Annotated in this window: 15 protein-coding genes; 10 read left to right on the forward strand and 5 right to left on the reverse strand. The window is 60.9% G+C overall.

Features of this window, described 5'->3' with window-relative positions; genetic code table 11:
- Nucleotides 1-59: 59 nt before the first annotated feature.
- The 4 genes from psrA to phnX all read left to right on the forward strand — a co-directional run bounded on the left by psrA (nt 60) and on the right by phnX (nt 4,365).
- A complete protein-coding gene (gene psrA, locus SNL23_RS07440) occupies nt 60-1,151 on the forward strand; it encodes an iron-containing alcohol dehydrogenase PsrA (protein ID WP_318301929.1) in 1,092 nt (363 codons plus the stop codon).
- Nucleotides 1,152-1,244: 93 nt separating this feature from the next.
- Complete coding sequence (locus SNL23_RS07445) at nt 1,245-2,540, forward strand: MFS transporter (protein WP_076017565.1); 1,296 nt, start codon at nt 1,245-1,247, stop codon at nt 2,538-2,540.
- A 36-nt stretch (nt 2,541-2,576) separates the two neighbouring features.
- Complete coding sequence (locus SNL23_RS07450; RefSeq protein WP_017476113.1) at nt 2,577-3,449, forward strand: LysR substrate-binding domain-containing protein; 873 nt, start codon at nt 2,577-2,579, stop codon at nt 3,447-3,449.
- A gap of 88 nt (nt 3,450-3,537) precedes the next feature.
- A complete protein-coding gene (gene phnX, locus SNL23_RS07455) occupies nt 3,538-4,365 on the forward strand; it encodes a phosphonoacetaldehyde hydrolase (protein WP_318301930.1) in 828 nt (275 codons plus the stop codon).
- Between the two features lie 50 nt (nt 4,366-4,415).
- Here the strand turns inward: phnX and SNL23_RS07460 are convergent, their stop codons facing one another.
- Genes SNL23_RS07460 through SNL23_RS07470 form a run of 3 tightly spaced genes read right to left on the reverse strand, consistent with a single transcriptional unit; the run spans nt 4,416 to nt 5,707 of the window.
- Nucleotides 4,416-4,862, reverse strand: a complete 447-nt coding sequence (locus tag SNL23_RS07460) for an NUDIX hydrolase (RefSeq protein WP_318301931.1) — start codon at nt 4,860-4,862, stop codon at nt 4,416-4,418.
- 30 nt (nt 4,863-4,892) lie between these two features.
- On the reverse strand, nt 4,893-5,276 hold the full coding sequence (locus SNL23_RS07465; RefSeq protein ID WP_076017570.1) for a c-type cytochrome: 384 nt from the start codon (nt 5,274-5,276) through the stop codon (nt 4,893-4,895).
- The gene (locus tag SNL23_RS07470) at nt 5,273-5,707 is read right to left on the reverse strand and encodes a bleomycin resistance protein (protein WP_167664552.1); all 435 of its coding nucleotides are present in this window, start codon (nt 5,705-5,707) and stop codon (nt 5,273-5,275) included. The genes SNL23_RS07465 and SNL23_RS07470 overlap by 4 nt, the downstream gene beginning before the upstream one ends.
- Nucleotides 5,708-5,785: 78 nt before the next feature.
- Between SNL23_RS07470 and SNL23_RS07475 the strand changes: the two genes are divergently transcribed.
- From SNL23_RS07475 to SNL23_RS07490, 4 genes are all read left to right on the forward strand, one after another.
- A complete protein-coding gene (locus tag SNL23_RS07475; protein WP_318301932.1) occupies nt 5,786-5,995 on the forward strand; it encodes a hypothetical protein in 210 nt (69 codons plus the stop codon).
- Nucleotides 5,996-6,128: 133 nt separating this feature from the next.
- A complete protein-coding gene (locus tag SNL23_RS07480) occupies nt 6,129-6,506 on the forward strand; it encodes a response regulator (protein ID WP_076017572.1) in 378 nt (125 codons plus the stop codon).
- A 101-nt stretch (nt 6,507-6,607) separates the two neighbouring features.
- A complete protein-coding gene (locus SNL23_RS07485) occupies nt 6,608-7,222 on the forward strand; it encodes a biliverdin-producing heme oxygenase (RefSeq protein ID WP_076017573.1) in 615 nt (204 codons plus the stop codon).
- Nucleotides 7,219-9,447 carry an ATP-binding protein gene (locus SNL23_RS07490; RefSeq protein ID WP_318301933.1) on the forward strand — a complete coding sequence of 743 codons (2,229 nt, stop codon included), beginning with the start codon at nt 7,219-7,221 and terminating at the stop codon, nt 9,445-9,447. Before SNL23_RS07485 ends, SNL23_RS07490 begins: the two co-directional genes overlap by 4 nt.
- Nucleotides 9,448-9,807: 360 nt before the next feature.
- On the opposite strand, the gene SNL23_RS07495 is transcribed toward SNL23_RS07490, so the two are convergent.
- Together SNL23_RS07495 and SNL23_RS07500 are read right to left on the reverse strand one after the other, a co-directional pair.
- A complete protein-coding gene (locus SNL23_RS07495) occupies nt 9,808-11,127 on the reverse strand; it encodes an ATP-binding protein (protein ID WP_318301934.1) in 1,320 nt (439 codons plus the stop codon).
- Nucleotides 11,124-11,834 (reverse strand): response regulator, encoded by a 711-nt coding sequence (locus SNL23_RS07500; protein WP_318301935.1) that lies wholly within the window; start codon nt 11,832-11,834, stop codon nt 11,124-11,126. The genes SNL23_RS07495 and SNL23_RS07500 overlap by 4 nt, the downstream gene beginning before the upstream one ends.
- A 164-nt stretch (nt 11,835-11,998) precedes the next feature.
- Here SNL23_RS07500 and SNL23_RS07505 point away from each other — a divergent pair, with 164 nt between their 5' ends.
- Together SNL23_RS07505 and SNL23_RS07510 are read left to right on the forward strand one after the other, a co-directional pair.
- Nucleotides 11,999-12,787, forward strand: a complete 789-nt coding sequence (locus SNL23_RS07505; protein ID WP_318301936.1) for an MlaA family lipoprotein — start codon at nt 11,999-12,001, stop codon at nt 12,785-12,787.
- Complete coding sequence (locus tag SNL23_RS07510; RefSeq protein ID WP_076017578.1) at nt 12,777-13,055, forward strand: hypothetical protein; 279 nt, start codon at nt 12,777-12,779, stop codon at nt 13,053-13,055. Before SNL23_RS07505 ends, SNL23_RS07510 begins: the two co-directional genes overlap by 11 nt.
- Nucleotides 13,056-13,131 lie beyond the last annotated feature (76 nt).

Here is a 13,131-nt window from a genome sequence, read left to right on the forward strand (position 1 = left end):
TCAACCTCACCCTCCCCGACTATGGCGGCACTTCCAATAACAAAAACCAGGAACCCGCCATGACTGCCCGATTCCACAACCCGGTAGACACCCGCTTCGGCTGGGGCTGCCTGCAAGAACTCGCCGTCCTTACCGAAGGCCAGAGCGTCGCCCTCGTGACCTTCCCCGAAGCACGCGGGCTCGGCTTGGTTGACCGCATCCAGGACCTGCTGGGTGAACGCCTGGTGTACGTGATCGAAGACGTGCAGCCCAACCCCGACGTGGCTCAACTGCGCGACACCTACGAGCGTTTCTGGCAGCAGGCCGGTGATTGCCAGGTGGTGGTCGCCGTCGGCGGTGGCAGCGCGATTGATACGGCCAAGGCGTTGATCGTCGGCACCGAATCGGGGGATTTCGACGAGTTGCTGGCGTTGCTGGCCACCGGAAAACCTTTCGTACCGGCGCGTCACAAGCAACTGATTGCCGCACCGACCACCGCCGGCACCGGCAGCGAAGTCACGCCATGGGCGACGATCTGGGATTCCGCGAGCCTCAAGAAGTATTCGCTGCATCTGGACTGCACCTGGCCGAAAGTGGCGATCATCGACCCGCAGTTGATGCTGACGGTGCCGGCCGGAGTCACGGTGTCCACCGGGCTGGATGCCTTGTCCCATGCGCTGGAGTCGATCTGGAACATCAACGCCAACCCGGTCTCGGACACCTTCGCCATCTCCGCCATCGAAGACATCCTGGAATGCCTGCCGCGCTTGCGGCGAGACCTCGGCAATCAAGAACTTCGTTCGCGGATGGCGCTGGCGGCCCTGAAAGCCGGCCTGGCCTTTTCCAATACCAAGACCGCCCTCGCCCACTCCATCTCCTACGAAATGACCTTGCACCACGGCTTGCCCCACGGCATCGCCTGCTCCTTCACCTTACCGCTGGTGCTGGGCCTGGCATGGGGGCATGACGCCGCGCGGGACCGCACCCTGCAACAGGTATTCGGTACCGACCTGCACCAGGCCCAGGCGCAGTTGCGCGACTTCCTCCACAGCCTGGACGTGAAGACCGAGTTTGCCGACTACGGCGTGAATGCCAGCGAGGCCGAGGCGATGATCCGCTTCGCCCTGCAAGGCGCACGCGGCAAGAACTTCATCGGCGCGCAAGCGGCCTAGACTCATCGTAATTCAGTCGTTTCCTGTTGCACCTATCAAGAGTGCCCCCCTGCGGCTGCGGTCGCCGGGGCGAATAACAATAAGGAAAACATCATGAATCGTGCACACGTGCTGCCTGTTCCTGCCGTCCGTACCTCATCGTTCCGCGTTGCCCAGTGGCGCATGCTGCTGGCCGCGATGTTTTGTTATCTGTTTTTCTACACCGGTCGCCAGACTTTCGGGTTTGCGATCCCCGGGATCCAGGCCGAGTTCGGCCTGACCAAGGAAACCCTCGGCTGGGCCTCGGCCGCGATGCTCTGGGCCTATGCGATTGGCCAGGCCATCAACGGCAACCTCGCCGACAAATTCGGCGGGCGCCGCATCATGACCCTCGGCGCGGTGCTGTCCTGCGGGGCCAACTGGGTCACCAGTTTCGCCAGCGGCTTTGCCGGGTTGATCCTGCCATGGGGCATCAACGGTTACTTCCAGGCCCTCGGTTGGGCGCCCGGCAGCCGGCTGATTTCCAATTGGTGGAGCGCCGGCGAACGCGGCAAGGTGTATGGCTTTTATGTATTCGCCGCCGGATGCGCCTCAGTCCTGTCGTACGTGACCTCGATCGTGGTACTGGAAGTGTTCCAACTGGAATGGCGCTGGATCTTCCGCCTGCCGGTGCTGTTGATGTTGGCGGGCGGCATCATTTTCTACCTGGTCGCCCGCGAACGGCCTCAGGACCTGGGCTTTGAACCGTTGGCCGATACCGGCGTGGCCAATGCCGAAGACAAGAATCATGAAGTGGCCCACGGCGAAGTCGAAACCTCGGCGCAGCGCTACAAGGCGGTACTGAAAAACCCCCGACTGATCATCGCCGCCCTCTCCCTGGGCTTCCAGAACGCCGCCCGCTACGGCCTGATCGTCTGGGTGCCGGTGCATTTCCTGGGCGCCAACTGGAAAAGCGGCGACAGCATGATCGACCCCAAGTGGATCACCGTGGCCCTGCCGGTGGGCATGGCCATCGGCGCCCTGAGCAACGGCTGGGTCTCGGACAAGTTGTTCGGCTCCAAACGCTACCTGGCGATCATGCTGTACATGTTCCTCGGCGCCGCCACCAGCCTGTGGATGTGGAGCCTGCCGCCCCACAGCGCAATCGGCCTGGTCGCCTTGTTCCTTTGCGGGTTCTTCGTGTACGGCCCGGCCTCGAGTTTCTGGGCGCTGTGCCCGGACCTGGTGGGCGCCAAACGTGCGGGTACGGCCACGGGCGTGATGAACTTCTCATCCTATCTGTTCGCCGGCCTGGCGGAACCGCTGATCGGCAGTATGCTCGACAGTACCGGCAACACCTCGCTGATCTTCATCGTCGTGACCTCGGCCTGCCTGTGCAGCGCGGTGGTGGCGTTGTTTATCCGACGTTGATGACCGGCCCGGCGGACCTCAGGAACAGGACTTTTTATGTACCAGTACCACAAGTGGCTGCGCTCGTTTCATGCAGTGGCGAAGACCGGCAGTTTCACCCTCGCCGCCGAGTACCTGAGCGTCGGCCAGCCGACGGTCAGCGAGCAGGTCAATGGGCTGGAGAAGCAGTTCTCGGTGGAGCTGTTCCACCGTCGCGGGCGGTTTATCGAGATGAGCGCGGCCGGGCACGCCCTTTACGGAATCACCCAAGGGCTGTTCGGCCAGGAGGATGAAGCCATGCAACTGTTGCAGAGTTTCAAGCAGCGCAAGACCGGGCTGCTGCGCCTGGGCGCGGTGTCGCCGCCGATCGCGATGAACCTGACCTACGAGCTGATGCAGCGCCACCCGGACATCGAACTGGAGACCTCGTTTTCCCCGGAAAAGGAAACCCTGGACCGGCTCTTCAACTTCGATATCGACGTGGCGATCCTGGCCCTCTCGGAATTCGACCAGCGCTTCGATACCCAGCTTTACCGACGCTATCCGATCATTGCAGTGGTGCGCGATGACCATCCATGGGCCCAACAGAAAGAGGTGCACGTGGAACAGATCAGCCGCGAAAAGTGGGTGATGCGCGAGAAAAGCTCACGCACCCGGCAACTGGTGGAAGAAAGCTGCAAGCGCCAGGGCGTCGCCGTGAACTGCGTGATGCAGTTGAACAGTCGCGAAGCCATCGTGCACGCGATCACCAAGGGCATCGGCATCGGTTTTGTGTCCGCGGTGGAATACGCCGAAACCCCGGGCACCACGCCAATCACCTTCGTCGACCACCCGTTTTTTATCGACTACCACCTGTGTTGCCTGGGCATCCGGCGCAACCGACCGATGATCGCGGAGTTGTTCGAGGCCAGCCCGATCCCGGTTACCTGATCGCCTTAACCGTTTAAACCCTCACCAGGCACTTACCTCTTCTTCGACAGAGGGACGGCCTGCTCACACCTGAAAATGGAGACTTGCCATGAACTACCAACAACCTTCCCAGCTGCAAGCCGTGGTCCTGGATTGGGCCGGCACCGTCGTCGACTTCGGCTCCTTCGCCCCCACGCAGATTTTTGTCGAGGCATTCGGCGAATTCGGCGTCGCCGTATCCCTGGAAGAAGCGCGCGGCCCGATGGGCATGGGCAAGTGGGACCACATCCGCACCCTGTGCAACCTGCCGCAGATTGCCGAGCGTTATCGGGCGGTATTTGATCGCTTGCCAACCGACGCGGATGTCACCGCACTGTATGAACGCTTCATGCCGTTGCAGATCGAGAAAATTGCGCTGCATTCGGCGGTTATTCCCGGCGCTCTTGAGGCGATCAAAAACCTGCGCGAACAGGGTTTGAAGATCGGCTCCTGCTCCGGGTACCCGGCGGTGGTGATGGCCAAGGTGGTCGAGCTGGCGCGGCAGAATGGCTACGTCGCCGACCACGTGGTGGCGACCGATGAGGTGCCCTATGGGCGTCCACATCCGGCGCAGGCCTTGGCCAACGTGATTGCGTTGGGCATCAGTGATGTGGCCGCGTGCGTGAAAGTCGACGACACCTGGCCCGGGATTCTGGAAGGCCGCAGCGCAGGCATGTGGACAGTCGCGCTGACCTGCTCCGGCAATGCGCTGGGTTTGACCTACGAGCAATACAAGGCCCTGCCCGCTGATGAGCTGGTGCTGGAGCGTGCACGTATTACCCAGATGTTCGAAGGCTCACGGCCGCATTACCTGATCGACACCATTGTCGAACTGCCCGCGGTGATCGAAGACATCAATGCGCGTTTGGCGCGCGGGGAAACACCGCAAAGCTGCTAAACGTTCACCTGTGGCGAGGGAGTAGGCTCGCTCGCTACAGGGAGTATCGGTCAATCCAGCAAAGCCGCGTTCTTGAGGAGTTCGTAGAGCCCTTCCGGCACCAATGGCGACTGCGCAGTAAAGCTTGAACTGTCCTTCCAACTCACCTTGAACGCAAAACCGTTGCTTTCGGCACCGTCGAGGTACGGATGCTCGTACAGGCTCTGGTCCGCAAATTGGCCATCGTAGACCTGGACGATCTCGTGCCCGGGGTTGCCGTCGTAGGTGAAGATACTTTCAAGCGTGCCGAGCAGCCGCAGGCTGTGAATAGGCTGCGCCAGTTCTTCCTGCACTTCTCGTACGATCGCCTCGGCGCTGTGTTCACCGAATTCGATGCCGCCACCGATGGGACGAAATACTGTCTGCTGTTTCACCGCATCCTGGAATTCGTGAACCAGAATTCGGCCGTTGCGGTGGAAGATGCAGAGCGCGAGCGCCCGGATATGCGGTGCGACCATGGAGTGAAATCCTTGTCTTGGGATCGGTGTTTATTGCGCCTGAAAGGTCGCAAGGTACGCCAGCAAGTTGTCGATCTTCTCCTGATCGCTGATCCCCCAGAAAATCATCCGGGTGCCGCTCACCACCTTTTTCGGTGCCTCGATATAGGCGGCCAGCTTGTCCCGCGTCCAGACCACGCCTGAATTCCTCATCGCATCTGAATACTGGTAATCAGTGGTGGTGCCAGCCGGCCGGCCAATAATGCCGTTGAGCTGCGGCCCGAAACCGCCCCGGGCGTTCTCACCGACGCTATGGCAACCGCCGCAGGTTTTGCTGAACAGCTTTCCACCGGCTTCGGCATCGCCTTCTGCGACGGCCTGGAGACTGAAGGCCCCACCGATGAAGGCAATGGCCAGTAACGCGGCGTATTTCATGAATGGCTCCCCACAGGTCGTTCGCCCAACCGCTGCACCAGACGCACCAGATAGCCATCCGGGTCTTGCACGATGAATTGCCGTTGGCCCGCCTCCACGTCACCCGCCCGATACCAGACGTCTTCGACCTCGCGGAACAGCGGCCAGCCGATGGCAGCCAGACGCTGCAAGACAGGCGCCACGGCAGGCACATCGATTTGCAGGTTGATGCCTCGTCCCAGAGGTTTTTCCAGCGGTGCGGTCAACCACTGGCCGGCATCCGGATCGTATTGCTCCAGCATGATTTGCGCGCCTTGCAGGTCGAGGTAGGCAAAGCCTTCTTCGGGGCGCTGATAGGCGATGTCGAATCCCAACTGAGTGACCCAGAAGTCGAGGCTGCTCGTGAGGGCCGTCACGATGAGTTCGGGGACGAGGGGGTTTCGGATAAACATGAGAATCCTTGGGGTGGCTTTTACTTAACACGCGACAACTTGCCACGACATGGCACAGCGACTGCCCGGCGCAAAACCGTGACGATACTCCTCACGCAGAGCCTCTGCCAAACGGTGACCCGGCGCCAGGGCAAGCGCTTGCTGAAATCCCAGCCACTGGTAAAACGGGGCATTCCAGGGCACATCGCCAAATGTGGTCAAGGTGACTGCCCGCAACTGGCGCAATCATGCCTCACTCATCACGGCTTCATCGCGCAGCGCATCGTGGCGGATGCCTCACACGGTTAGCAAGCGGGGCGCCCTGCCCTGTCGCAACTTAAAGCTAACCAAATGACCACCCATCGCAAAAAATACATTCAATCGAACCTAATCAACGGCGCCTCACTCCACCTTACTTAACCCGGATGGTGGAGTAAGGATCATGGCTCAGCCATCGATATTGGTGCTGGAAGACGACGAAATCATTCGCTCGTTGATGGTGGATGTACTGGAGGATTTCGGTGCAGTCGTGACGTCATTTCCCTCAGCAGACGAAGGGATGATTTTTCTTGAGCGCACCAGTGACCCGGTGGACCTGATTGTCAGCGATATCCAGATGCCCGGCCTGCTCAATGGCTACGACTTGAGCAAGGTGGTCGCCCATCGCTGGCCGTCACTGCCCGTGCTGCTGACCTCGGGTAACACCGCCATGGCGTCACAGCTGGGCAGCACCGTGCGGTTCTTGCCCAAACCGTGGAGTGCGGAGCGCCTGCTCGACTGCGTGCAATCGGCTTTGCTAAAGGGCCCGCCCTTGCACTGATAGCGTCGCGATATCAACTGCAGCGAACTTCGCGGCAGCTCCTGCGGTCAGTTGTTACGCAACCCTACATGGCCAGCAGGCCCCCAGTTCGAGTTTACTGAATGCATTCACAGGTCCATGACGTTGGTGCGCCCCCCGTACTTGAAGCCTTGCGCTCGGGTACAGCTTTACTGCACGTCGCCCTGGAAAAACGCTTGCCGTTTTTCTCTCCGCAACTGGATGATAATGGCTACAGACGCCTGCTTCAGGCGTACTACGGGTTCTACAGCCCTCTGGAAGCAGCGTTGTACGACAGTGGCCTGATCCCCGAGGGATTCGATCAGGTGCTGCGCCTGAAAACGCCCACCTTGTTGACCGATCTCCACGCCCTTGGCCTGGATGAACCGGCCATCGCCGCCCTTCCCCACTGCTCGTCGCTACCGCCTCTGGACACGCCTGCTGCCTGCCTCGGCGCGCTGTATGTGGTGGAAGGCGCCACCCTGGGCGGGCAAATCCTGCGCAGGGAAATGGCCCAGCGCCTAGGACTGGACGCCGACAACGGTGGCGCGTTTCTCAATGTGTATGGCGCCGAAACCGGTCGGCGCTGGAAAGATTTTCTCGACTACCTGAACCATGTGCCCCTCGACGCGCACGCCAAACTGCGCGCGGTGAATGCTGCCCGCTCAACATTCAGCTGCTTCGAGCAATGGCTCGACAGCCAGGAGGTACTGCTATGAAACCCGAAGATTTTGAAGAACTGCTTGCCAACTGTGCCGACGAACCCATCCGCTTCCCGGGGGCCATCCAGCCTCACGGGGCGCTGCTGACCTTGTCCGAGCCCGACCTGCATATCATGCAGGTCAGTGCCAACGTGGCCGAGCTGTTCAATCATTCGCCGGAATCCCTGCTGGGCCAGCCACTGCACACATTGATCGGCACAGAACATGCCGAAGCGGTCCAGGCGATGGTTACGCAAAACAGCTTCTTCGACGCTCCGCCGCTGCACATGAACCTCAACGGTGGCGAGTTCGAAGGGTTGCTGCACCGCCATCAGGAGGTGCTGGTGCTGGAGTTCGAGCCACGGCTCAAGGACTTCCAGCCACGGGCACTCAATGGCCGAACCAGCAACCTGGGCAAGATGCTGCAACGCCTGCAGTCGGCGAAAACCCTGCAAGCCTTGTATGAAATCAGCGTCAACGAAATCCAGGCCATGACCGGCTACGACCGGGTGCTGATTTATCGCTTCGAGGAAGAAGGCCACGGCCAGGTGATCGCCGAAGCGTCCGCACCGTCCATGGAACTGTTCAACGGCCTGTTCTTCCCCGCCTCCGACATCCCCGAACAAGCCCGGGAGCTGTACCGCACCAACTGGCTGCGGATCATCCCGAATGCCGACTATGAAGCGGTGCCCCTGGTGCCCAGGTTGCGCCCGGACACCGGACAGCCTTTGGACCTGAGCTTCGCTACCCTGCGCAGCGTGTCGCCGATCCACTGCCAGTACATGCAGAACATGGGCGTGCTGTCGTCCATGAGCATTTCCCTGATGGCTGGCGACAAACTGTGGGGCTTGATCAGTTGTGGCAATCGCCAGCCACTGTTGGTACCGAATGATTTGCGCACCGCCTGCCAGACCATTGGCCAGGTGCTGTCCTTGCAGATCAGCGCCATGGAGGCCCTGGACCTGAGCCGCCAGCGCGAAGAAAAGGTCGCGGCCCTGGCCCTGCTCAACCAGGCCATGCAGGCGTCGCCGGCGAACGTCTTCGACGGCCTGGCGCAACGTCCGCAACTGCTGATGGACCTGACCCTGGCGGGCGGCGTGGCGATCATCGAAGACAAACAACTGCACCGCTACGGTAACTGCCCGGAACCCGGACAAATTCGCGCCCTGCACAAGTGGCTGCAAGAGACCGGGCAGCCGGTATTCGCCAGCCATAACCTGGCCTCGGTGTACCCGCCAGCGGCTGACTATCAGCACGTCGCCAGTGGCGTGCTGGCCATGAGTTTGCCCAAACCGGTGGACAACGGCGTGCTGTGGTTTCGCCCTGAAGTGAAGGAAAACATCAACTGGAGCGGCGACCCGAATAAGCCATTGGACCTGGAAAGCACCGACGCTGGCCTGCACCTTCGCCCACGTACCTCGTTTGAAATCTGGAAGGTGGAAATGGCAGGCATTTCCACCAAGTGGAGCCACGGCGACCGCTTCGCCGCCAACGACCTGCGCCGCTCGGCCCTGGAAAATGACCTGGCCCGCCAGGTGCTGCGCGAACAGCAAGCCGTGCGCGCCCGGGATGAACTGGTGGCGGTGGTTTCCCACGACCTGCGCAACCCGATGACGGTCATTTCGATGCTCTGCGGCATGATGCAAAAAGCCTTCAGCTCCGATGGCCCACACACCTCGCGGCGGATTTCCTCGGCCATCGACACCATGCAGCAAGCCGCAGCGCGTATGAATGTGCTGCTGGAGGATCTGCTCGACACCTCGAAGATCGAAGCCGGGCGTTATACCGTCAAGCCGGTGGCCCTGGACGTGAGCCAGATGTTCGAAGAGGCGTATTCATTGCTGGCGCCCTTGGCGATGGAAAAGGGTATCGACTTGTCCTTCAACGCCGAGCCCGGACTGCAAATCAGCGCCGACCCGGAGCGCCTGTTCCAGGTGCTGTCGAACCTGATCGGCAACGCCATCAAGTTCACACCACGCCAGGGCAATATCGGCATCAGCGCCATGAGTACCAGCGAAGAGATTGTGTTTTCGGTGCGTGATTCCGGCGAAGGGATTGCCCCGGATGAGTTGCCTCATGTGTTTGATCGCTACTGGACCCAAGCCGAAAACAATCCCACCGGCAGCGGCCTTGGGCTGTACATCACCCAGGGCATCGTCCAGGCGCATGGCGGGCGGATCGAGGCTGAAAGTGAGTTGGGCCGAGGCAGTGAGTTTCGGTTTACGGTGCCCAAGCCGGCTTGAAACCACCCATCAATTGAGATGGCGAAGCAAATGGAAACCCGATGGCCCGGAACGTTGGACCGGGCCAAGGCCACTGATCAGGACGCACTCAGAGGGAGTTGAATGCACACACTTCACACCCTATCCAGTGAGAGAAAAACCCATGATCTTTCCAACCATTGGCGGCGCTTTCCATATCCAAACCATCCATCAACCCACTCAATCGCCTCAACCCACTCAACCCGTTCAGCCTGTTCAGCCGGCTCCCAAACCAAACGATGAGCCCTCGCGTAACAGCTCCAACCAACAAAATTCCAAGTCGAATGACGGTAATCTGACCGGCCTGGGAAAAGGCTATCTGCCATGACCGTTTAAGCCTTCCTAAACCGGCAATACCACCACGGCGGCCAACCCGCCGCACGGGCGATTTTCCAGGGTCAGCGTCCCACCGTGTTCCAGCACAATCGCCCGTGCAGTGGAGAGCCCCAAACCGACCCCGCCCGTACCTTTGTTGCGTGAACCTTCCAGGCGAAAAAACGGCAGGAACACCTGTTCGTGCTGCTCCTGCGGAATGCCGGGGCCACGGTCTAGCACCCGCACCGTCACCTGTCCAGGGCTGTGTTGCAGTTCGATTTCCGGTGCGAGCCCATAGTGGATCGCATTGTCCATCAGATTGGTCATCACCCGTTTAAGCCCCAGCGGCCGGCCGAAATAAACCAGCCGCGGCGGGCCGTTGAAGGTGATGTCGATGGACTGGTCGCGGTAGTCGTCGATCAGCGTTTGCAGCAACTCGGCCAAGTCCAGTTGGGTCGCCTGCTCCAGGCGCGCGTCGTCGCGAAAAAACTCCAGAGCGGTGTTGATCATCGCCTGCATCTCGTCGACATCCCGGAACAGGCGGTGCTGCTGGTCGGCATCCTCGATAAATTCGCCCCGCAGGCGCAGGCGGGTCAGCGGTGCACGCAGGTCGTGGGAAATCGCCGCGAGCATCTGGGTGCGGTCCTGGATGAAGTGCTGCAACTGCGCCTGCATGCCGTTGAACGCGAGAATCGCCTGACGGATTTCATGGGGCCCGACCGGTTCGATGGGTGGCGCACGAAAGTCGGCGCCGAAACGTCGTACACCCTGGGCAAAATGTTGCAGCGGACGGGCCAAACGCCGGGTGGCAATCAACGTGACCAGCGCGGTGGAGATCAGCACCAGCATCAGCACCACAAGGCTTCGCGGGCCTTCCGCCAGCCCCCAACTGCGGGACGGCGCGCTGAACATCAGCCAGGACTGGTCAACCAGTTGCACCACCAGGGCATAGTGCCCGCCGGGGCCTGGCCAATCAGATGGCTCGTAGGCCTCCATTCGCCGCTCCGGCCCCTTGAGCAGCTGTTTGAACACCTGATCGGAATGAAAACCCGGGTCATCCAGAATCGGCACATCAATCCCCCCACGGGTGGCCGACCAACTCACGTTGAAACTGTCGTCGCCCACCGCCTGCGTCAGTTGTGGCCGCTGGGAAGGCTCTGCGGCTTCGATCATCCGCACGATCACCGCGACTTTTTCCAACAGGCCGGTTTCACCCAACGGCGGCCTGGCCCAAACGCCGGCCAGTTGCACGAACAGCGCGTTGAAGGCCAGTGCGGTGAGCATCGCAATCAGGATAGTCAGGGCAATCCAGCGGGCCACGGTGTCCCGGGGTTTGAAGCGCTTCATGAGCGGGTCACCGCGACGGTGAACTGGTAACCACCGTTACGCACCGTGCGAATCATCGCCGGGCGCTTGGTGTCGAACTCCAGCTTGCGTCGCAGGCGGCTGACCTGCACGTCGATGCTGCGGTCGAACGCGTCGTGGCTATGGCCCCGCGCCAGGTTCAGTAATTGCTCGCGGGTCAGTACGCGCTGAGGGTGTTCGACGAACACCAGCAGCAGGTCGAACTCCCCGGACGACAACGGAATCATCACCTGGTCCGGCGAACGCAACTCCCGGCGTGTCAGGTCCAGTTGCCAACCGGCGAAGCGAATCAGCGGGCGAGACGCATCCCCCAAGGTCGGCCGGCTCTCACCCGCCCGACGCAGCACGGCGCGCACCCGAGCGAGTAATTCACGGGCGTCGAACGGTTTGCTCAGGTAGTCATCGGCGCCCATTTCCAGGCCCACGACGCGATCACTCAACTCGCCCATGGCGGTCAGCATGATCACCGGTGTTGCGTATTGCTGGCGCAGGCGTTGGCACAGCAACAGGCCGTTATCCCCCGGCAGCATCAGGTCGAGGATGATCAGGTCGGCAGGCATGCGCTCCATGGCCGCCCACAGGTCGGCGCCATTGGCGGCGGTCTCGACCGTGTAGCCATGTTGCAGAAAAAATTTCTTCAGCAGGGCGAGGACCTCAAGGTCATCGTCCACGATTAAAAGATGGCTCACCGGTGGGCATCACTTGGTCTTGTGGATGCGCCATCTAAAACCATTCGAGGCGGCTCGTCATATATTTCAATCGTGCAATAAAGCGTCAACGGCGCAATAAAGCAGACATCTTTGCGCAAGCCCCGAATGCAAGCATCGGCCTCCTTTTTCCGGAGACTGTGCTTATGCGCTCGCTGACGTATCCCCAGCACCTGGCTCGCCAGGCCGTGCTGTTGCTGACCGTGTCTTACCTGACAGGCTGCGCAAGCCCGGCCAACGTGGCGAGTACCACACGCTGCGCACAGGTTTCCTACCCGGTGTATGACCCTGCCGAGCCGGTCAACCGGGGCGTCTTCGCCTTCAACCGCGCGGTGGATGACTACGCCCTGGCACCTGTAGCCCGCGGCTACCGATACATGCCGGATTTTTTCCAGCAGGGTGTGCATAACTTCGCCAGCAACTTCAGCGAACCCAAGGTGTTCATCAACGATCTGCTGCAAGGCAACCCCCGGCGCTCGATTAACACCCTGGGACGGTTTGCGGTGAACACCACCGTGGGGATCGTCGGGTTGATTGATGTTTCGGACCCGCTGGGCATTCCTCGCCACACCGCCGACTTCGGCCAGACCTTTGGCGTGTGGGGGATTGGCAACGGGCCGATCGTCGAACTGCCATTGCTCGGCACCGGCAACAGCCGCGATGCGGCGGGCAAAGTCTTGAGCTTCCTGGTGGCACCGCTGGGCGACAGCGATACCGTGCAAACCCTGGGCACCATCAGCCTGGTGGGCGGCACCGTGGATACGCGCGCTTCGTTGCTGCCGTTGACCGACAGCCTGCAAAAGTTGCCGGACTACTACAGCGCCTTGCGTAACGTGGTGGCCGAACACCGCGCGGCCTTTGTGCTGGAGGGCAAGCAGGGGGCGACGTCACCCCGGGCCGATGAGTGCGCGAAGGGAGCCGGCGATGATTTCTGATTCAGGCTCACTGGTGCTAAAGCACCATGTACGTAAACGCGGGACCAACGCCCTGCTCTGCCGGGAAACACGCTTGCAACTCTCTGGTGACCAGAATCGGCTGATCCTCAGTCGCTATGTCGAACACTACAGCCCACAAGGCATGCGCTGGGTTGAGCGCCAACACAGCGTGGCGCTGGCCGACGTCATGCGCTGGCTGATTACCTTGGGAGAAACATCAGTCACGACCCATGAACCCCGTAAGACGGTGGACCTGATAACGTCATAATTTGACGTGAGACGTTTATAGCGAGGCAACCGGGGGATGGGTAGTTTCTCGCTCTCCTTGATAGCGCTGGTTATCA

The organism is Pseudomonas sp. SED1 (assembly GCF_034044025.1).
In the GTDB taxonomy this organism is placed as follows: domain Bacteria; phylum Pseudomonadota; class Gammaproteobacteria; order Pseudomonadales; family Pseudomonadaceae; genus Aquipseudomonas.